At 70.6% G+C, this 18,432-nt stretch carries 16 protein-coding genes; 10 read left to right on the forward strand and 6 right to left on the reverse strand.

Annotation, left to right across the window (positions count from 1 at the left end; all coding sequences use genetic code 11):
- Positions 1-1,042: 1,042 nt before the first annotated feature.
- On the forward strand, positions 1,043-1,414 hold the full coding sequence (locus ACQPXB_RS06525) for a hypothetical protein (RefSeq protein ID WP_432850106.1): 372 nt from the start codon (positions 1,043-1,045) through the stop codon (positions 1,412-1,414).
- 24 nt (positions 1,415-1,438) lie between these two features.
- Positions 1,439-1,636 carry a hypothetical protein gene (locus ACQPXB_RS06530; RefSeq protein WP_220246518.1) on the forward strand — a complete coding sequence of 66 codons (198 nt, stop codon included), beginning with the start codon at positions 1,439-1,441 and terminating at the stop codon, positions 1,634-1,636.
- A gap of 1,227 nt (positions 1,637-2,863) precedes the next feature.
- Here ACQPXB_RS06530 and ACQPXB_RS06535 read toward each other — a convergent pair.
- A complete protein-coding gene (locus tag ACQPXB_RS06535; RefSeq protein WP_432850108.1) occupies positions 2,864-3,826 on the reverse strand; it encodes an AAA family ATPase in 963 nt (320 codons plus the stop codon).
- 126 nt (positions 3,827-3,952) lie between these two features.
- Here ACQPXB_RS06535 and ACQPXB_RS06540 point away from each other — a divergent pair, with 126 nt between their 5' ends.
- Both ACQPXB_RS06540 and ACQPXB_RS06545 read left to right on the forward strand, forming a co-directional pair.
- Positions 3,953-5,353, forward strand: coding sequence for an RNB domain-containing ribonuclease (locus tag ACQPXB_RS06540; protein WP_366575916.1), 1,401 nt, complete (start codon positions 3,953-3,955; stop codon positions 5,351-5,353).
- Positions 5,350-6,123 carry a helical backbone metal receptor gene (locus ACQPXB_RS06545; protein WP_366575040.1) on the forward strand — a complete coding sequence of 258 codons (774 nt, stop codon included), beginning with the start codon at positions 5,350-5,352 and terminating at the stop codon, positions 6,121-6,123. Before ACQPXB_RS06540 ends, ACQPXB_RS06545 begins: the two co-directional genes overlap by 4 nt.
- Here ACQPXB_RS06545 and ACQPXB_RS06550 read toward each other — a convergent pair.
- Entirely contained in the window at positions 6,112-7,539 is a 1,428-nt protein-coding gene (locus tag ACQPXB_RS06550) for an aldehyde dehydrogenase family protein (protein WP_432850111.1), read from the reverse strand. The two genes, ACQPXB_RS06545 and ACQPXB_RS06550, sit on opposite strands and share 12 nt — an antisense overlap.
- Positions 7,536-8,888: a 4-aminobutyrate--2-oxoglutarate transaminase gene (gabT, locus tag ACQPXB_RS06555; RefSeq protein WP_432850113.1), complete on the reverse strand. Its 1,353-nt coding sequence runs from the start codon at positions 8,886-8,888 to the stop codon at positions 7,536-7,538. The genes ACQPXB_RS06550 and gabT overlap by 4 nt, the downstream gene beginning before the upstream one ends.
- 106 nt (positions 8,889-8,994) lie before the next feature.
- Between gabT and ACQPXB_RS06560 the strand changes: the two genes are divergently transcribed.
- On the forward strand, positions 8,995-10,434 hold the full coding sequence (locus ACQPXB_RS06560) for a PucR family transcriptional regulator (RefSeq protein WP_432850115.1): 1,440 nt from the start codon (positions 8,995-8,997) through the stop codon (positions 10,432-10,434).
- Here the strand turns inward: ACQPXB_RS06560 and ACQPXB_RS06565 are convergent.
- Positions 10,424-11,161 carry a cache domain-containing protein gene (locus ACQPXB_RS06565; protein ID WP_366575032.1) on the reverse strand — a complete coding sequence of 246 codons (738 nt, stop codon included), beginning with the start codon at positions 11,159-11,161 and terminating at the stop codon, positions 10,424-10,426. The genes ACQPXB_RS06560 and ACQPXB_RS06565 overlap by 11 nt on opposite strands.
- A 32-nt stretch (positions 11,162-11,193) precedes the next feature.
- Positions 11,194-11,937, reverse strand: a complete 744-nt coding sequence (locus ACQPXB_RS06570) for a FadR/GntR family transcriptional regulator (protein ID WP_432850118.1) — start codon at positions 11,935-11,937, stop codon at positions 11,194-11,196.
- Positions 11,938-12,051: 114 nt separating this feature from the next.
- Here ACQPXB_RS06570 and ACQPXB_RS06575 point away from each other — a divergent pair, with 114 nt between their 5' ends.
- The 5 genes from ACQPXB_RS06575 (at position 12,052) to ACQPXB_RS06595 (ending at position 17,637) form a co-directional block, all read left to right on the forward strand.
- Positions 12,052-13,473, forward strand: a complete 1,422-nt coding sequence (locus ACQPXB_RS06575) for a gamma-aminobutyraldehyde dehydrogenase (protein ID WP_432850120.1) — start codon at positions 12,052-12,054, stop codon at positions 13,471-13,473.
- Positions 13,474-13,507: 34 nt separating this feature from the next.
- Positions 13,508-14,584 (forward strand): ABC transporter ATP-binding protein, encoded by a 1,077-nt coding sequence (locus tag ACQPXB_RS06580; protein WP_366575026.1) that lies wholly within the window; start codon positions 13,508-13,510, stop codon positions 14,582-14,584.
- Between the two features lie 25 nt (positions 14,585-14,609).
- Positions 14,610-15,818 carry an ABC transporter substrate-binding protein gene (locus ACQPXB_RS06585; protein ID WP_432850122.1) on the forward strand — a complete coding sequence of 403 codons (1,209 nt, stop codon included), beginning with the start codon at positions 14,610-14,612 and terminating at the stop codon, positions 15,816-15,818.
- A 118-nt stretch (positions 15,819-15,936) separates the two neighbouring features.
- Entirely contained in the window at positions 15,937-16,818 is an 882-nt protein-coding gene (locus ACQPXB_RS06590) for an ABC transporter permease (RefSeq protein WP_386946845.1), read from the forward strand.
- 15 nt (positions 16,819-16,833) lie between these two features.
- Positions 16,834-17,637: an ABC transporter permease gene (locus ACQPXB_RS06595; protein ID WP_370643837.1), complete on the forward strand. Its 804-nt coding sequence runs from the start codon at positions 16,834-16,836 to the stop codon at positions 17,635-17,637.
- A 6-nt stretch (positions 17,638-17,643) separates the two neighbouring features.
- On the opposite strand, the gene ACQPXB_RS06600 is transcribed toward ACQPXB_RS06595, so the two are convergent.
- The gene (locus ACQPXB_RS06600; RefSeq protein WP_432850125.1) at positions 17,644-18,423 is read right to left on the reverse strand and encodes an SDR family NAD(P)-dependent oxidoreductase; all 780 of its coding nucleotides are present in this window, start codon (positions 18,421-18,423) and stop codon (positions 17,644-17,646) included.
- Positions 18,424-18,432: the final 9 nt, after the last annotated feature.

Consider the following 18,432-nt stretch of genomic DNA (forward strand, 5'->3'; position numbering starts at 1 on the left):
CCACAGCGAGCCGACAAGTGGCGGTGCGCCGGACGGCAGTGCGCTGCCGCAGCAACCTTCCGAGTATCAGCCGACCCAACCTCCGGCTGGTGCGCCGCTGCCGCCGAGCGAGGCAACGCAGCAGGGGACCGATCAGCCGACCGCAGCGCAGCCACAGTCTGGCTGGACCCAGCCCCAGACGGGAAGCGAACAGCAGCCGTCCGCCCAGTGGCGCCAGCCGCAGCAGGGCGAACCTGTGCCGGGTGGTGCACAGCCGGAGTCTGCAGGCGCCGTCAGCGGGGCGCCCCAGCCGGGTGCGCCGCAGTTCGCTGGTGCGCAGCCCGATGCAGCCACGAGTGGATTGCCCCAGCCAGGCGGAGTGCAAGGCCCCGATGAGCAATCGCCGGCCGCCCCGGTCAGTGACCCGCCCCAATCGAGTGCGCAATCGGCGGTTCCAGGAAGCGGCGTGCCACAGCCAGAGGGACACCAGTCGCCGGCCCCGGCGAGCGGCGTGCCACAGCCGGGCGCACAGCCGGAGGTGATGCAACAAGCGGCTTCGGTCAACGGCTTGCCCCAGCCGAGCGGACTGCAAGGACCCGGCGGGCAGCCGCCGTCCGGCTCGGCGAGTGGCTTGCCGCAACCGGGTGCACAGCCGCAGGTGCCCCAACCGGCGCCCCCGGTGAGTGGCTTGCCCCAGCCGGGTGCCCAGCCGGAGGGACAGCAACCAGCGGCTCCAGTGAACGGCTTACCGCAACCGGGTACACAGCCCGATGGACAACAGCCGCCTTCCCCGGTGAGCGGCTTGCCGCAACCGGGTGCGCAGCCCGATGGACAACAGCCGCCTTCCCCTGCAAGTGGCTTGCCGCAGCCTGGCTGGGGCCGGCATGAACCGCGAGCCTCCTGGCCCGAGCTGCCCCAACCCCAAACACGGCCCGCGCTGGGTCCCGACGGCCGCCCCCTGCCGGTGTTCCCCGGTCAGGAGACCGGGCCTGTGGCGCCCCCGCCCGCGGCGGCGCGGGCGTATCGCGCCGCGCCGCCGGTGTTTCCCGGGAAGGAGCCCGTGGTGCCGGTGGTGCCGGAGGTGAGCCGGCCCGTTGAGGAGAAGCCGGGGTTGCCGCAGCCGTCGTCGATGGAGAGGAAGTTGGCGGGGCAGCAGGGGCAGGCGGAGGGTGCCCAGGTGAGGGAGGTGCCGCTGGGGTTCTCGGAGCAGACGGTCCAGGGGCAACAACCGAGCGCACCCCAAACCCACCCCGCCGACGACACCCCCACCCCACCCCGCGGCATCCCCCAGGTGCGCGGCTGGTTCGACCAGCACCCCGACAACCCCAGCACCGCACCGCAAACCGCCACGCCACCCAACAGCGACGACCCCGACGGCGGCGAGTTCGGCCCCACCGGCGACCCGACCGAGATCCCGTTCCGCTGGCGCAAGTGACCTGCCGGATGTCAGGCTGGACGCATGGCTGACGACCCCAACCCCGACCCCGGCTGGTACTACAACACCCGCACCCACGAGGTGGAACACCTGGAACGCAGCCGGAGCATCGACCTCCTCGGGCCCTACCCCGACGAGGCCACCGCCCGCCGCGCCCTCGACATCGCCCGCGAGCGCAACCGCCAGGCCGACGCCGCCGACCGCGAATGGGACGGCGACTGAGCACCCGCCACGCCGGGCCGGGTCCATCCGGCCCGGCCCGCTGACGTCCGCCCGCGCTCTCCGGCGAGCCTGATCGAGGCCCGCGAAGGTCGGCGCGGCCCGACCAGGCCGATGCGCCGCCGCCCAGGACAGGTCAGCTCAACGCAGACGGAGTCGCAGCCGCGACCGGAGCGGTTGGCGCAGGCGTGACTCCGCCCCCACTGGCAGGTACGGGGGCAAGGCCAGCAGGGACGTCGGAACCGCCGCCGAAACCAGAGCTGACAGCGGAGTCGTCAGTTCGCCCGCCCGGCATGCGCCTCTGGGGCAGGTCAGCAGAGGGCCTGGTCCGCCGGCGAAACAGGGGCTGATAGCGGAGTTGCCGGATCGCCCGCCCGGCATGCGCCTCTGGGGCAGGTCAGCAGAGGGCCTGGTCCGCCGGCGAAACAGGGGCTGATAGCGGAGTTGCCGGATCGCCCGCCCGGCATGCGCCTCTGGGGCAGGTCAGCAGAGGGCCTGGTCCGCCGGCGAAACAGGGGCTGATAGCGGAGTTGCCGGATCGCCCGCCCGGCACGCGCCTCTGGGGCGGGCCAGCAAAGGAGCCGGACCGCGGGCGAAACAAGGGCTGATGGCGCAGTCGTCAGTTCGCCCCGGCCGCGACGTCGCCATCCTGGGCATGCCGGCAGGGCCGCGGCAATCGGCGGCGAAACAGGGGCTGATCGTGCAGTTGTCAGTCGGCCCGGCCTGCTCGTCGCCGCTCGGGGTCGCCGGTTCAATGTGCGGAGTCGCCGCCGAAACCGGCGCCATGGGGGCTACAGCAACCACTGGCCGGCACGTTGCTGCCGTGTCCGGCTCAGCGCACTGACGCACAGCCGATGGACCGGCCCGAGACGTCGCCGCGCGAGTGCAGTCGCCAGGCCGACGCCGCCGACCGCGAATGGGACGGCGACTGACCGCCAGCCGCGCCGGGCCGGGTCCATCCAGCCCGACCCGACGGATCCCGATTCATCAGGCCCGCTGTCGTCTGACCCGCGTTATCCGGCGCGCCTGATCGCAGTCTGCGAAGGTTGGCGCAGGCCGACCCGGTCGACACCTCGCCTCCTAGAGACCGTGGCCAAAGCGAGGCATGGGCTGGTTGCCACAGCCCGGCCCGGCCCGGACCGGACCGGGCACGTCGCGGTCCGGCTCGGCGAGCCGGGCCGCCGAGGCGTGACCGGCACCCCGAGCCGGACACTCGCCGACCCCACAACCTCACAAAGACGTCGAAACCCCCGGCCCCAACACGAACTCAGGGTCCACCTGGGCCTCGAGGTCCTCGCCGGTGCGGCCGTTGGCCCAGGCGCGGGCGTTGCGCAGGTGGAAGTCCACCGCCTGGCGCTGGTAGCGGGACCAGTCGCGGGTGACGCCGTCGACCGTCGAGAGCATCGACGACAGCGTGCCCAGGTTGTGTGGTTCCAGTTCGCCGATGGGGCGCGAAGTGCCGCGCTCGCCGGCGCGGACGTGGCGCGACGACTCGAGCCAGCCCAGCAACGCCGGGCCCAGCGAGGACTGCAGGAAGGCCACGTCCTCGGCGTCGGTCACCTTGTTGCCCACCGCCACCAGGTGCACGCCGAAGTCGCGCGCGTGGTCGGCGTACTGGCGGTACACGCCGACGCTGCGCAGGGTGGGCTCGCAGACCAGGAACGTCACGTCGAAGCGCGTGAACAGGCCGGACGCGAAGGCGTCGGCGCCGGCGGTCATGTCCATGACCACGTATTCGCCCGGGCCGTCGACCAGGTGGTTGAGCAGGAGTTCCGCGGCGCCGACCTTCGAGTGGTAGCACGCCACGCCGAGGTCGTCCTCGTCGAACTGGCCCGTGACGCCCAGGCGCACGTCGCCCAGGAACCGGAAGCACGCGTCGGTGACGGGGTTGTCCTCGAACGGCGTGACCAGGCGCGATCCGCGGCCCGGCGGCGTGGTCTTGATCATCGCCGACGCGGAGGGGATCCGCGGGTTGTCGCCGCGCAGGTAGTCCTTGATGAGCGCCATGTTGTCGCCCAGCGTGGGCCACGCGAGCGCTTCCTCCTCGGTCGCGCCGAGGGCGACGGCGAGGTGCTGGTTGATGTCGGCGTCGATGGCCAGCACCGGTTTGCCGGCGTCGGCCAGGTACGAGACGAACAGCGACGACAGCGTGGTCTTCCCGCTGCCGCCCTTGCCGACGAACGCGATCTTCACGGCGAAACCCTTTCACAAAATGAAGATGGTTTTCATTACAGCACGGATCAACGTACACCCGCGCGGCTCGCGCCCGAACGGGCGATCGGCGGCCGTCGCGCGGGATACTGTTGTGTGGTGCCACTCGTGATCAGGACACCCGCGTCGGGAGGGGACTTCGGTCGGCTCCGGACGGAGTTCGCGTTGCCGGAGTCCTTCGGCCCCGAGGTGCTGGCCGAGGCGGAGGCCGCCGTGCTCTCCGCGCGCGCCGAGGGCCGCGAGGACGCCACGGACCTGCCGTTCGTGACGATCGACCCGCCCGGCGCCAAGGACCTCGACCAGGCGATGGTCGTCGAACGCACCGCGGGCGGCTTCCGCGTGCACTACGCCATCGCCGACCTTGCCGCGTTTGTCCCGCCCGGCGGCGCGCTCGACCACGAGGCCCGCCGCCGCGGCCAGACGCTCTACCTGCCCGACGGCAACGTCCCGCTCCATCCCACCGTCCTGTCCGAAGGCGCCGCGAGCCTGCTGCCCGGCGAAATCCGGGCGGCCGTGCTCTGGACCATCGACGTCGACGCCGCCGGCGAGCCCGTCGCCACCCGCGTGCGCCGCGCGCTGGTGCGTTCGACCGAGCAGCTCGACTACGAGAGCGTGCAGGCCTCGCTCGACGCCGGCACCCCGCACCCCTCCGTCGCCGCGCTGCCGGAGCTCGGCCGGCTGCGGCGCGAGCTGGCGGTGCAGCGCGGGGCTGTGGAGCTGCAGCTGCCGGAGCAGGAGATCAGCGGTGACCCCGACGGCGGCTGGGCGCTGGCCCGCCGCCCGCGCACCGCCGTCGACGCGTGGAACGCCGAGATCTCGCTGCTCACCGGCATGGCCGCGGCGCAGATCATGATCGAAGCCCGGGTCGGCGTGCTGCGGACGCTCCCGCCGCCCGAGCCGGACGCCGTGGAGTGGCTGCGCCGCTCGGCCTCGGTCGTGGGCGTCGCGTGGCCGGCGGGGCTCGGGGTGTCGGAGTTCCTGTCCTCTTTGGACCCCGGACGGCCCTCGTCGATGGCCATCTTCGCCGACACCACCAGGCTTCTGCGCGGCGCGGGCTACACGTCCTTCGACGGATCCCTGCCCGCGCTGACGACCCACGCGGGCATCGGCGGCGCGTACGCCCACGTCACCGCACCCATCCGTCGCCTGGTCGACCGCTTCGGCACGGAGGTCTGCCTCGCCGTCACCGCCGGGCGTGAGGTGCCGTCGTGGGTTCGCGACGCGCTCGCGGAGGTGCCACTGCAGATGTCCGCTTCGGACGGCCTCGCCGCCCGCGTCGAACGCGCCTGCATCGATCAGGTGGAGGCGTGGGTCCTGGCGGAACGCGTCGGGCGCGAGTTCACGGCTGTGGTGCTGCGCGCGGAGGAGACGCGCGCGGAGATCCTCGTGGAGGACCCGCCGGTGATGGCCAAGTGCACGGGCGAGAAGTTCCCCGAAGGTGAACGCATCGGCGTCCGCCTGACCGCGGTGGACGTCGACAAGCGGAAGGTGTCGTTCGAACGCGTATGAGCAACCTGGTCGACGACCTCGGCGAGCCGGTGCCCCTCGCCGGGCCGCCCGAGCGCGTGGTGTCCCTGGTCCCCTCCTTGACGGAGGCGGTCGAGGTGAGCGCCCCCGGTCGTCTGGTGGGTGCGACGGATTACTGCACGCATCCGTCCGATTTGGACGTTTCACGCGTCGGTGGATCGAAGTACCCGAAGATCGACGACGTCCTCGCGCTCGAACCCGACCTGGTGCTGGCGAACTCGGAGGAGAACCGCCCCGAGGACGTGCAACGGTTGCGGGCCAACGGGATCCCGGTATTCGTCATGGAGGCGGCCGCTTCGGTGCCGGCCGCGCTGGGCTCCTTGCGGCGGCTCTTGACGCAGGTCTACGCCCTCGACGAGCCCGCGTGGCTGGTCACCGCCGAAGAACTCTGGCGCACGACGGCCCCGATCCGATTCCGCGCCGTCATCCCGGTCTGGCGCAAGCCGTGGATCGTCCTGGGCCGCGACACCTTCGCCGGCGACGTCCTCCGCCGCGTCGGCGTGGCGAACGCGTACGCCGACGCCGACGACCGCTACCCGCGCCCGCCGCTGGAAGAGCTGCGAGCAGCCCGAGCCGACGTCGTGGTTTTGCCGGACGAACCGTACGAATTCACCACTGACGACGGCCCGGGCTTCTTCCCCGGCTTCCGTCCGCTGCTGGTCTCGGGCCGCCACCTGACCTGGTACGGCCCGTCCCTCGTCGAAGCCCACGCCGCGTTGACCGAGGCGATCGCGACTCGGTCAGAGCGTTAGTCCCGTCAACACGGTCACCCTTTCCTCCGTGAAGTCCGCCATCGCGGCCGCCGGGCCTTCGCGGCCGACGCCCGAGTCCTTGACGCCGCCGTAGGGCATCTGGTCGGCGCGGAAGCTGGGAACGTCGCCGATGAGGACGCCGCCGACCTTGAGGCGCGCGGAGACGTCGAACGCGGTGGGCAGGTCGCGCGTGAAGACGCCGGCCTGGAGGCCGAAGCGCGAGGCGTTGATGCGCGAGATGCCCTCGTCCACAGAGGACACCCGGATCAGCGAAACCACCGGCCCGAACACCTCCTCGGCCATGACCGAAGCGGATTCCGGGACGTCGGCGAGGACCGTCGGCTCCACCGTCGCGCCGGAACGGCCGCCGCCGGTCAGCAGGGAAGCGCCGGCGGAGACGGCGTCCGAAACCCACGAAGCAACGCGCGAAGCCGCGGCCTCGTTGATCAGCGGGCCGACATCCACCCCGTCCGACGCGGGGTCGCCGGTGCGCAAAGCCGCGACCTGCGCCAGAACCCGCGACTCCAGCTCGTCGTAAACATCGGTGTGCACGTAGACCCGCTGCACCGAGATGCACGACTGGCCCGCCTGGTACATCGAGAACGTCGCGATCCGCTGCGCCGCGAAGTTCAGGTCGGTCCAGTCCGGACAGACCAGCACGGCGCCATTGCCGCCGAGCTCCAGAGAAACGTGCTTTCGCGGCGCACTGTCCCGAATGGACCAACCAACGGGAACCGAGCCCGTGAACGAAACCACCGGCAGCCGCGGATCCTGCACCAGCGAAGCCGTTTCCTCATTGCCCAGCGGCAGGATCGACCAGCTCCCCGACGGCAACGCGGTCTCCGCCAGGATCTCGCCCAGCAGCAACGACGTCAGCGGCGTCGCCGGCGCCGGCTTCAGCACGATCGGCGCGCCGACCGCGATGGCCGGCGCGACCTTGTGCGCCGCCAGGTTCAGCGGGAAGTTGAACGGTGTGATGCCGAGTACCGGCCCGCGCGGCACGCGCCGCACCAAGGCCAGCCGGCCGGTGCCGCCCGGGTCGGTGTCGAGGCGCTGCAGCTCGCCCGAGAACCGGCGAGCCTCCTCGGCGGCCCAGCGGAACGTCGACACCGCGCGCCCCACCTCGCCGCGCGACCACTTCAACGGCTTGCCCGACTCGGCCGTGATGAGGCGCGCGATCTCGTCGGCCCGCTGACTCAACGAACGGGACACGTGGTCCAACGCGCCCGCGCGCACGTGCGCGGGCGTAGTGGCGAACTCATCGGCCACCGAAGCCGCCGCGGCCACCGCTTCCTCGACGTCCGACGCGGACGGCAGGTAGTGCGAACCGGCCTCGCTCCCGTCGTAGGAATGGCGGACGACCGCGGTCGAAGAACTCGTCACCGGCTTGCCGGCGACCCAGAACGGAACAGTCACTTGCGCACCTCCGTGCGGACCGCGTGCTCGAACACGGACAGGCCCTCGTCGAGCAGCTCGTTGGACAGGGAAAGCGGCGGCAGCAGCCGGATGACGTTGCCGTAGGTACCGCAGGTCAGCACCACCACACCGAGCGCGTGGCACACCGCCGCGACGCGCTTCGTCAGGTCGGCGTCCGGCTCGGAAGTACCGGCGCGAACGAACTCCGCAGCCAGCATCGCGCCCCGCCCGCGCACGTCGCCGATCACGCCCGTCTCGGCCGCCAGCGCGCGCAGCCGCGGCAGCACCACGGATTCCACCCGCTGCGCGGACGACGCCAGATCCGCGGACCGCATCGTCTCGATCGAACCCAGCGCCGCGGCACACGCGATCGGGTTGCCGCCGTAGGTCCCACCGAGCCCACCGGGCCCGACCGCGTCGAGCAGCTCCGCACGCCCGGTCACGGCCGACAGCGGCAGCCCGGCCGCGATGCCCTTGGCCGTCGCGATCAGGTCCGGCACCACGCCCTCGCGCGACGACGCGAACCAGTCGCCCGTGCGGCAGAAGCCGGTCTGCACCTCGTCGGCCACGAACACCACGCCGTTCGCGGTGCACCACTCGGAAAGCGCGGGCAGGAACCCGGGCGCCGGCTCGATGAACCCGCCCTCGCCCTGGATCGGCTCGATCACGACGGCCGCCACCTGGTCGCCGCCGATCTGCTTCTCGATCCGGTCGATCGCGATCCGCGCGGCCTCCGGGCCCGAAAGCCCGTCGCGGTACGGGTACGACCCCGGCACGCGGTACACCTCGGGGGCGAACGGCCCGAAGCCGTGCTTGTAGGGCACCGACTTCGCGGTCAACGCCATCGTCAGGTTCGTGCGCCCGTGGTACGCGTGGTCGAACACCACCACGGCCTGCCGCCCGGTCGCGGCGCGCGCGATCTTCACCGCGTTCTCCACGGCCTCCGCGCCGGAGTTGAACAGCACCGACTTCTTCGCGTGGTCACCCGGCGTCAGCTCCGCCAGCGCCTCGCACACCTCCACGTAACCCTCGTACGGCGTCACCATGAAACACGTGTGCGTGAACCAGCACGCCTGCTTGCGCACGCGGTTGACGACCTCGGGCGCGGAGTGGCCGACGTTCGTCACGGCGATGCCGGAGCCGAAGTCGATGAGCACGTTGCCGTCGGCGTCGGTGAGCAGGCCGCCGCTGGCCGACGTGATGTAGGCGGGCAGCGTCGAGCTCACCCCCGCCGCGACCGCGGCCGTCCGCCGCTCCTGCAGCGCGCGCGACGCCGGGCCGGGGATCTCGGTGCGCAACTGGCGCTGACGCGGCGCCGGGGCCACCAGGGTCTCGGTGGTCGTGGTCATGGGCTCAACTCCTGGGAAACGGGCTCGGTCACCTCCCAGGATGAGGCGGTGAGGCCGCGGCGTCTGCTGGCCAAGTTGTCCAGAAACGCGCGTAAACTTGGCCACTATGGCACTCACCCTGCGCGCGCTCGCCGAACAGCGGCCGCTCGCCCTTCGCGTGGTCGCGGGGGAGGCCGGGCTCGACCGCCCGATCGGCTGGGTGCACCCGACCGAGCTCACCGACCCGCACGCCTTCCTCGAAGGCGGCGAGCTCCTGCTCACCACCGGCCTGGCGCTGGACGACACGACGTCCGAGGCCTACGTCCGCCGCCTCGTCGAAGCGGGCACCGCCGGGCTCGGCTTCGGCGTCGGTCTGAGCCATGAGCACGTGCCGGCCACGTTGAAGGCGACCGCCGACGAGGTCGGCCTTCCGGTGCTCGAAGTGCCCCGCAAGACGCCCTTCATCGCGATCACCCGCGCCGTCTCCCGCGCGGTCGCCGCTGACGAATACGCCGCGACCGTCCGCATCGGCCGCGCCCAGCAGGAGCTCACCCGCACCGCCGTCGGGAAGACGGGTGCGGCCGGCGTCGTGCGCCGTCTCGCCCGGCTCGTCGACGGCTGGGTCGTGCTCTTCGACGCCACCGGCCGCGTCCGAGAAGTCTCCTCCGCGGCCGCTCGCGCGCACGGGGAACAGCTCGACGTGAGGGACCTGCGCGCCGGCACGCGGGTCGTCACGCTGGGGGAGCAGGAGGTCGTGCTCCAGACCTTGCACACGCGCGGCACCCTCGCGGTCGGTACCGCCGAGCCACTCGACTCGACCGGCCGCCACATCGTGAACACCGCTGTCTCGCTGCTTTCCCTTGCCTTGGAACAGGATCGTGCTCAACGCGGCGCGCTGTCCCGGCTGCGCACCGGCTTGCTCGACCTGTTCACCGACGGCCAGGAAACCCTCGCGCTCGACGTGTTGCGCACCGTGCAGGGCGCGCCGCCGCAACCGTGGACCGTGCTCGCCGTCGCGGGCCCGCCCGCCGTGCGGACCGCCGTGTACGACCGCCTGGAACCCATTGCGGCACAGGTGTTCTACGCCCACTCCGAGGCGCTCCTCGTCGCCGCGACCGACGACGCCGACCGCGTGCTCACCGTGGCCGCCGAAGTCGGCGGTTGCCACGTCGGCGTCGGCGACGCCACTGAGTTCCCGGCCGCCCTGCGCCAAGCCAAGCAGGCGGCTGAAACCGCACGCAGCCAGGGCATCCCGATCCTGCGCTACGCCGACCACGCCGGCCGTGGCCTGCTCAACCTCCTGGATCCCCTTGCCGCCCAAGCCTTCGCCCACGAGCTGCTGAACCCGCTGCGCACCCACGACGAGTCCGGCCGCGGCGAGCTGGAGGAGTCCCTGCGCTGCTGGCTGGAAAACCACGGCCACTGGGACCGCGCGGCCTCGCAGCTGCACATCCACCGCCACACCCTGCGCAACCGCATCACCAAGGCGGCCGAGCTCCTCGGTCAGGACCTCGACTCACCCGGCACCAGGGCCGAACTCTGGCTGGCCCTGAACGTCACACGCTGACGAGCAACGCGATCGGCGAATCCCCGCACCGCCGCAACGTCGCGCCGCCCGACATCGTCTGCGGTTCCGCGCCCGAGGTCCACCACGCCGGCACGTCGACGTCGCGCACCAGCGAACCCGTCGCCTGCCGGACGCTGTTCGACACGATCACGCGCCCCTGCGCGTTGAGCAGCGCCGCTCGCCGGCCCAGCGACCGCAGCCGCCGGCTGACGGTGCGCTCGAACTCGCGCACGTAGACGTCCGCGCCCACCACGCCGGCAAACGCGCCGTCGCGGTACACGGGCAGCGTGAACGTGAGCGTGTACTCGTCGGTGCAGAGGTAGTCGACGTACGGCCCGTTGATGTGGCGCCGCCCGCTGTCACGCGGCACGGTGAACCACGACTGGCGCGTGTAGTCGAGGAAGTTGGGGCTCTCCGGGTCGAGGCTGATGAACAGCTGCTCGGGCGTCTGGTCCGAACCGGTGGTGGTCCACCACTCGAAACCGAACTCCTGGTCCGACAACACGTGGGGCGCGCTCACGAACCCGGCGCCGATCACGAGGCCGCCGAGGGCCTCCAGCACCTGCGGCCGGATGCCGTGGAGCGTGCCGGAGCCGGCGCCGCCGGGCTCGGCCAGCAGCGTCTCGGCCGCGGCCAGCACGGGCTTGAGCCGCTCGAAGATCTCCTCGACCAGCGCGGATACCTGCGCGACGACCTCGTCGCCGGTCAACGTGCGGGTGTCGGTCACGATGCTCACCTCGATCGCGGGGTCATCGAAGCTTACGGCGTTTCGAGGCTTAAGTGCAGATCCACGAGCCGGTCGAGCGCGCTCAGGATGTGCTCCTCGGTCAGCTTGCGGGCCAGGTCGCCGTCGGCCGCCGCGATCGCGGTCACGATCGCGTGGTGCTCAGCGTAGGACTGGCGGCAGGTGTCCTCGCCGTCGAGGGGCACCCAGAGCAACCCGCCGTGTTCGCCCTGCAGTTGGACCTCCTGGTTGGTGAGCCGCGGCGACTGCGCGGCGGCCGCGATCTCGAGGTGGAAGTGCCGCTCGGCGCGGGTCGCTTCGGGACCGGTCGTGCCGAGGAGGTCTTCGCTGGTCAGACGCAGTCTTTCCAGGTCTTCTTGCGAGCTGCGCTCCGACGCGAGCTTGGCCGCCGACCCGGCCACGGCGAGGTAGTGGTCGCCGAAGTCGCGCAGATCCGCGAGCGAGACGAGCCGCAGGCGCTGGGCCCACGAGCTCGGTGCCGGCCACGCGGGCGTGCGCACGAAACTGCCGCCGCCGCGGCCGCGCCTGGTCTCGACCAGCCCCTGCTGCCGCAGCACGGCGAGCGCTTCCCGGACCGTCACGGTGGACACGCGGAACTGCGCGGCGAGCTCGACCTCGCTCGGCAGCTGCTCGGCGTCGTCGAGCAGACCCAGGGTGATGGCGTCGAGCAGCCTGGCCGCGACCGCCTCGGCGCGGCCGAGCTGGTCCAGCGGAGCGAACATCGCCAGTCGTGCGCTGTTCGACATCTCCTTGCGCATCGTGGGTCCACCCGTCTCGGCGTGCGATTGGGGCCAATAGTGCCCCAGGACCTTGTCATGTGAAATATGGAGTTATATGTTTCACCCTGCCACGGAGAGTCAGGAGGCGCACGCGTGCAGGAACTGAAGCACTACGTCGGCGGGAAATTCGTCGACTCGCTGTCAGGGAAGGTTCTCGAGATCGTCGACCCGGTCACGGGGCGCGCGTACTGCACCGCGCCGGTGGCGGGCGCCGAGGACGTCGACCGCGCGCTCAAGACCGCGGCCGAGGCGTTCGAGAGCTGGAAAGAGACCACGCCGGCCCAGCGCCAGCTCGCACTGCTGAAGATCGCCGACGCCGTGGAGGCCCGCGGCGAGGAGCTCATCGCCGTGGAGTCGCGCAACACCGGCAAGCCGGTGGCGCTCACGATGTCCGAAGAGCTGCCGATGATCGTCGACCAGCTGCGCTTCTTCGCCGGCGCCGCGCGCGTGCTCGAAGGCCGTGCGGCCGGCGAGTACATGGAAGGCCACACGTCCTTCATCCGCCGTGAGCCCGTGGGTGTCTGCGCGCAGGTGACGCCGTGGAACTACCCGCTGCTCATGGCGATCTGGAAGATCGCGCCGGCGCTCGCCGCGGGCAACACCGTGGTGCTCAAGCCGTCGGACACCACGCCGGCGTCCACGCTGCTGCTGGCCGAGATCTGCGGCGAGTTCCTGCCGCCGGGCGTGTTCAACGTCGTGACCGGCGACCGCGACTCCGGCCGTGCGCTGGTGGAGCACCCGATCCCCGCGATGGTGTCGATCACCGGCTCCGTGCGCGCCGGCATCGAGGTCGCGGGCGCCGCGGCCCGCGACGTCAAGCGCGTGCACCTCGAGCTGGGCGGCAAGGCGCCCGTGATCGTCTTCGAGGACGCCGACCTCGAGGCCGCCGCCGAGACCATCGCGATGGCGGGTTACTTCAACGCCGGCCAGGACTGCACCGCCGCCACCCGCGTGCTGGTGTCCGACGACGTGCACGACACCTTCGTCGCCGCCCTCTCGCGCCAGGCCGAGGCCAACAAGACCGGCAAGCCCGACGACGACACCGTCGCCTTCGGCCCGCTCAACAACGCCGCGCAGCTGGAGAAGGTGTCGGGTTTCATCGACCGCCTGCCCGGCCACGCCACCGTCCACTGTGGAGGGCGGCGCGCCGGCGACGAGGGGTTCTTCTACGCGGCCACCGTGGTCTCCGGCGTCACGCAGGACGACGAGATCACCCAGAACGAGGTCTTCGGCCCGGTCATCACCGTGCAGCGCTTCTCCGACGAAGCCGACGCGGTGAAGGCGGCCAACGGCGTGCCCTACGGCCTCGCGTCCTCGATCTGGACCAAGGACCACCAGCGCGCCATGCGCGTGTCCGCCAAGCTCGACTTCGGCTGCGTGTGGATCAACACCCACATCCCGCTCGTCGCCGAGATGCCCCACGGCGGGTTCAAGAAGTCGGGTTACGGCAAGGATCTCTCGCTGTACGGCCTCGAGGACTACACCCGCGTCAAGCACGTGATGAGCGCGCTGTAGGTACCAGGTGACGAGATCCACGGGAAGGCCCGCCATGCCCCACCAAGCCCCGACGACCGCCCGCCGGCCCGAACGGCCGCGGGCCGGCGGTGAGCCGGCGATCCGGCTCACCGGGCTGCAGAAGCACTTCGACAAGGTCCGCGCCGTCGACGGCGTCGACCTCGACATCCCGCCCGGTGAGTTCTTCTCCATGCTCGGCCCGTCGGGCTCGGGGAAGACCACGGTGCTGCGCATGATCGCCGGTTTCGAGCTGCCCACCGCGGGCTCCATCGAGCTGGCCGGCCGGGAGGTCAGCCAGCTCGCGCCGTTCGAGCGCGACGTGAACACCGTGTTCCAGGACTACGCGCTCTTCCCGCACATGTCCGTGCGGCAGAACGTGGAGTACGGCCTCAAGGTCAAGCGGGTCGGCAAAGCCGAGCGCCGGCAACGCGCCGCGGAAGCCCTCGAGACCGTGCGCCTCGGGGAGTACGGCGACCGCAAGCCTTCGCAGCTCTCGGGTGGTCAGCGCCAGCGCGTCGCTCTCGCGCGGGCGCTGGTGAACCGCCCGAAGGTGCTGCTGCTCGACGAACCGCTGGGAGCGCTCGACCTCAAGCTGCGGCAGGCGATGCAGATCGAGCTCAAGCAGATCCAGCGCGAGGTCGGGATCACCTTCGTGTTCGTGACGCACGACCAGGACGAGGCGCTGACCATGAGCGACCGCATCGCGGTGTTCAACGCCGGGCGGATCGAACAGGTCGGCACCCCGGTGGAGGTGTACGAGAGACCGGCGAGCGCGTTCGTCGCCGGCTTCGTCGGCACGTCCAACCTGCTCAGCGGGCGTGGGGCCGAAGCGGTGATCGGCAAGCCCGGCGTGTACAGCATCCGGCCGGAGAAAATCCGCATCGATGCTGATCTTGCGTCACCGGCCGGTCCGGGCGAGACTTCGGCGACCGGAATCGTCACGGATGTCGTATACGCCGGATCCACAGTGCGCTACGCTGTCGCGCTCGATGCGGGGGGTCAGTTGTCCGTGGTCCGCCAGAACACCAGTGAACCGACCGAGTTCGCCGACGGCCGGGTCCGCCTGCGGTGGCGCCACGAACACAGTTTCCGGGTCCCCGAAGCCGGCTAGTTCTCACGGGAAGGTTTCTCTCGACATGAAGAACAGGAAGACGCTGCTCGCGGGTCTGTGCGGCGTGAGCCTGCTGCTCGCGGCCTGCGGGACGTCGGGCTCCGACTCGAGCGCGGGGTCCGCGCCGGGCGCCCAGGGGTTCACCCCGCCCAAGCTGGCCGCACTCACCCAGCTGGGCCAGCCGGAAGGCCAGCTGAACGTGCTCGCGTGGCCCGGTTACGCCGAAAACGGCGCCACCGACCCGAACGTCAACTGGGTCAAGCCGTTCGAGGACCAGACCGGCTGCAAGGTCAACGTCAAGGCGTTCGGCACGTCCGACGAGGCCGTGACGCTGATGAAGACAGGCCAGTACGACGTGGTGTCCGCCTCGGGCGACGCCTCGCTGCGCCTGGTCGCCTCGGGTGACGTCGAGCCGGTCAACACCGCGCTCGTGCCGAACTACAACGACGTCTACCCGTTCCTGAAGAACAAGCCGTGGAACAGCGTCAACAACGTCGCCTACGGCATCCCGCACGGCTGGGGCGCGAACGTGCTCACCTGGCGCACCGACAAGGTGAGCCCGGAGCCGACGTCGTGGTCGCCGATGTTCGACGTGAACTCGCCCTACAAGGGCAAGATCATCGCCTACGACTCGCCGATCTACATCGCCGACGCCGCGCTGTACCTCATGGCGCACCAGCCCGAGCTCGGCATCAAGAACCCGTACGCCCTGGACGACAAGCAGTTCAACGCGGCGGTGGACCTGCTGAAGAAGCAGCGGCCGAACGTCAGCGAGTACTGGGCGGACTACCTCAAGGAAACGCAGTCGCTCAAGAACGCGGACGCCGTGATCGGCACCGCGTGGCAGGTCACGGTGAACCTGGCCAAGAGCGAGGGTGCTCCGCTGGGCGCGACCGTGCCGAGCGAAGGTGCCACCGGCTGGTCGGACACCTGGATGGTGGCCACGAAGTCGCAGCACAAGACGTGCGCGTACAAGTGGATGGACTACATCATCAGCCCCAAGGTGAACGCCCAGGTCGCCGAGTACTTCGGTGAGGCACCGGCCAACTCCAAGGCCTGCGCCGAGTTCACCGACAAGTCGCTGTGCGACACCTACCACGCCAACGACGCGGCCTACGCCGCCAAGATCCAGTACTGGACCACGCCGATCCCGCAGTGCCTCGACGGCCGCACGGACGTCAAGTGCAAGGACTACGGCGACTGGACCCGTGCCTGGACCGAGATCAAGGGTTGACGTGTTCACGGGTGCCTTCACCGCACCCGTGAGATCTCCCCGGTAGCTCCGGGGGCGGCGGGCACCCTCCCCCCTCGTCCGCCGCCCCCGGACCCCCTTTCCCGAAGGTGTCTTCCTCATGACCGCCGTGAGCCCGCCGAGCCGCCGCGCTTCGGCTTTCTTCTTCCGCAAACCCAAGCTGCGCCTGGGCATCCTGCTCACGGCCCCGCTGCTGTGGCTCGGCCTGGCCTACCTCGGTGCGCTCGCCGCCCTGTTCATCACGGCCTTCTGGACCACCGACGTGTTCACCGGCCAGGTGGTCACGGACTGGTCGTTCGACAACTTCGTCACCCTCTTCACCGACTCGGTCTACCGCACGATCACGCTGCGGACCGTCGGCATCGCACTGCTGGTCACGGTGATCGACGCGGTCATCGCGTTCCCGATGGCCTTCGCGATGGCCAAGCTCGCTTCCCCGAAGGCGCAACGGATCCTCGTGATCGCCGTGATGACGCCGCTGTGGGCGAGCTACCTGGTGAAGGCCTACGCGTGGCGCACCCTGCTTTCCGGCAACGGCGCGATCAGCTGGCTGCTGAGCCCGTTCGGCCTCTCCGGCCCCGGCTACGGCGTCGCGGCCACCGTGATCACGCTGTCCTACCTGTGGCTGCCGTACATGATCCTGCCGATCTACGCGGGTCTCGAGCGGCTGCCGGACTCCCTTGTGGACGCTTCGGGCGACCTCGGCGCGAAGTCGTTCCGCACGTTCCGCTCGGTGATCCTGCCGCTCGCCTTCCCGGCGATCGTGGCCGGCTCGATCTTCACGTTCTCCTTGTCGCTGGGCGACTACATCGCCGTGAAGATCGTGGGCGGCACGTCGCAGATGCTCGGCAACGTCGTCTACGACAACATCGGCGCGGCCAACAACCTGCCGTTCGCGGCGACCGTGGCCATCGTGCCGGTCGTGATCATGCTCGTGTACTTGGCCGTCGTGCGTCGCACCGGCGCGCTGAACAACCTCTAGGAGACCGCCGTGCGCATGTCGAAGACCGGCCGGGTGGTGCTGTGGACGGCACTCGGGGTCGGGTTCGCGGTGATCTACTTCCCGCTTCTGGTGGTGCTGCTCAACTCCGTGAACTCGGACACCACGTTCGGCTGGCCGCCGAAGAGCTTCACCCTCGAGTGGTGGGGCCGCGCGGTCACCAACGCCGGCGCGCTGCACGCCTTGTGGACCAGCATCGAGGCCGGGGTGGCGGCCACGGCGATCGCGCTCGTGCTCGGCACGATGGCCGCGTTCGCCCTGCAGCGCTACCGGTTCTTCGGCCGGGACTCGATCTCGCTGCTGATCATCCTGCCGATCGCGCTGCCCGGCATCGTCACCGGCATCGCGCTGAACAACGCGTTCCGCACGATCCTCGGCATCGACCTCGGCCTGCTCACGGCGATCATCGCCCACGCGACCTTCTGCATCGTCGTGGTGTTCAACAACGTCGTCGCCCGCCTGCGGCGCATGGGCGGCAACCTCGAGGAAGCGTCGATGGACCTCGGCGCCGACGGCATCACCACGTTCCGGTTGGTGACGTTCCCGATGCTGCGCTCGGCACTGCTGGCGGGTGGTCTGCTGGCGTTCGCGCTGTCGTTCGACGAGATCATCGTGACGACGTTCACGCTCGGCACCGGCATGGAGACGTTGCCGATCTGGATCTACGACAACCTGTTCCGCCCCAACCAGGCCCCGGTGGTCAACGTGGTGGCGGCGGTGCTGATCATCGTCTCGACGGTGCCGGTGTACTTCGCGCAGAAGCTCTCCGGCGGTGACAGTTCTTCGGGCGGCCGGATCTAGGGTTTCCTAGATCACGGAGCGGATGGTGCCACCGTCCACGCGGAGGGTGGCCCCGCTGACGTAGTCGCCGTACGGGCTCGCCAGGTACGCCACGGCGCCCGCGATCTCCTCGGGCCGGCCGAAGCGGCCGATGTCGTTGGGCACGAAGTCCTGCGCGGCGTTGTTTTCGATCGTGTCCCAGGTCTCGCCCCAGCCGTGGTCCGGCGCGAGGTCCGTGAGCAGCTTCTGCACGGAGTCCACGAGGATCGCGCCGGGTGCGACCACATTGGACGTCACGCCGGTGTCTTTCAGCTCCCGCGCAAGGGAAACCGCGAGGTTGTGGCGGGCGGCGAGCGTCGCGTTGTAGTGGGGGAGCGACGCCATCGGCTGGCCGGACAGACCGCCACCGATCTGGATCACGCGGCCCCAGCCGCGTTCGCGCATGCCGGGCACGAGGTGCCGGATCATGCGAACCGACGAGACCACGTTGACCTCGTACGTCCGCGCCCACTCCTCGGGCTCGGCCTCGGCCCAGCTCAAGTGCTGGTAGGCGCCGGCGTTGTTCACGAGGATGTCGACTTCGCCGGCTTCTTCGGCCACTTTCGCCGCGCCTTCGTCGGTCGCGAGGTCGCCGATCGCCACGGCTTTCGCGCCGATTTCGTCCGCCACCGCACGGGTCCGGGCTTCGTCGCGGCCGTGCACCACGACGTCGGCGCCCTCTTCCGCGAGCAGCCGCGCGATCGCTTCGCCGAGGCCGGAGCTCGAGCCCGTGACGAGTGCGCGGCGGCCGGTCAGGTTGAGTTCCATGGTTCTCCG

This window comes from Amycolatopsis sp. CA-161197 (assembly GCF_050942255.1).
Lineage (GTDB): Bacteria > Actinomycetota > Actinomycetes > Mycobacteriales > Pseudonocardiaceae > Amycolatopsis.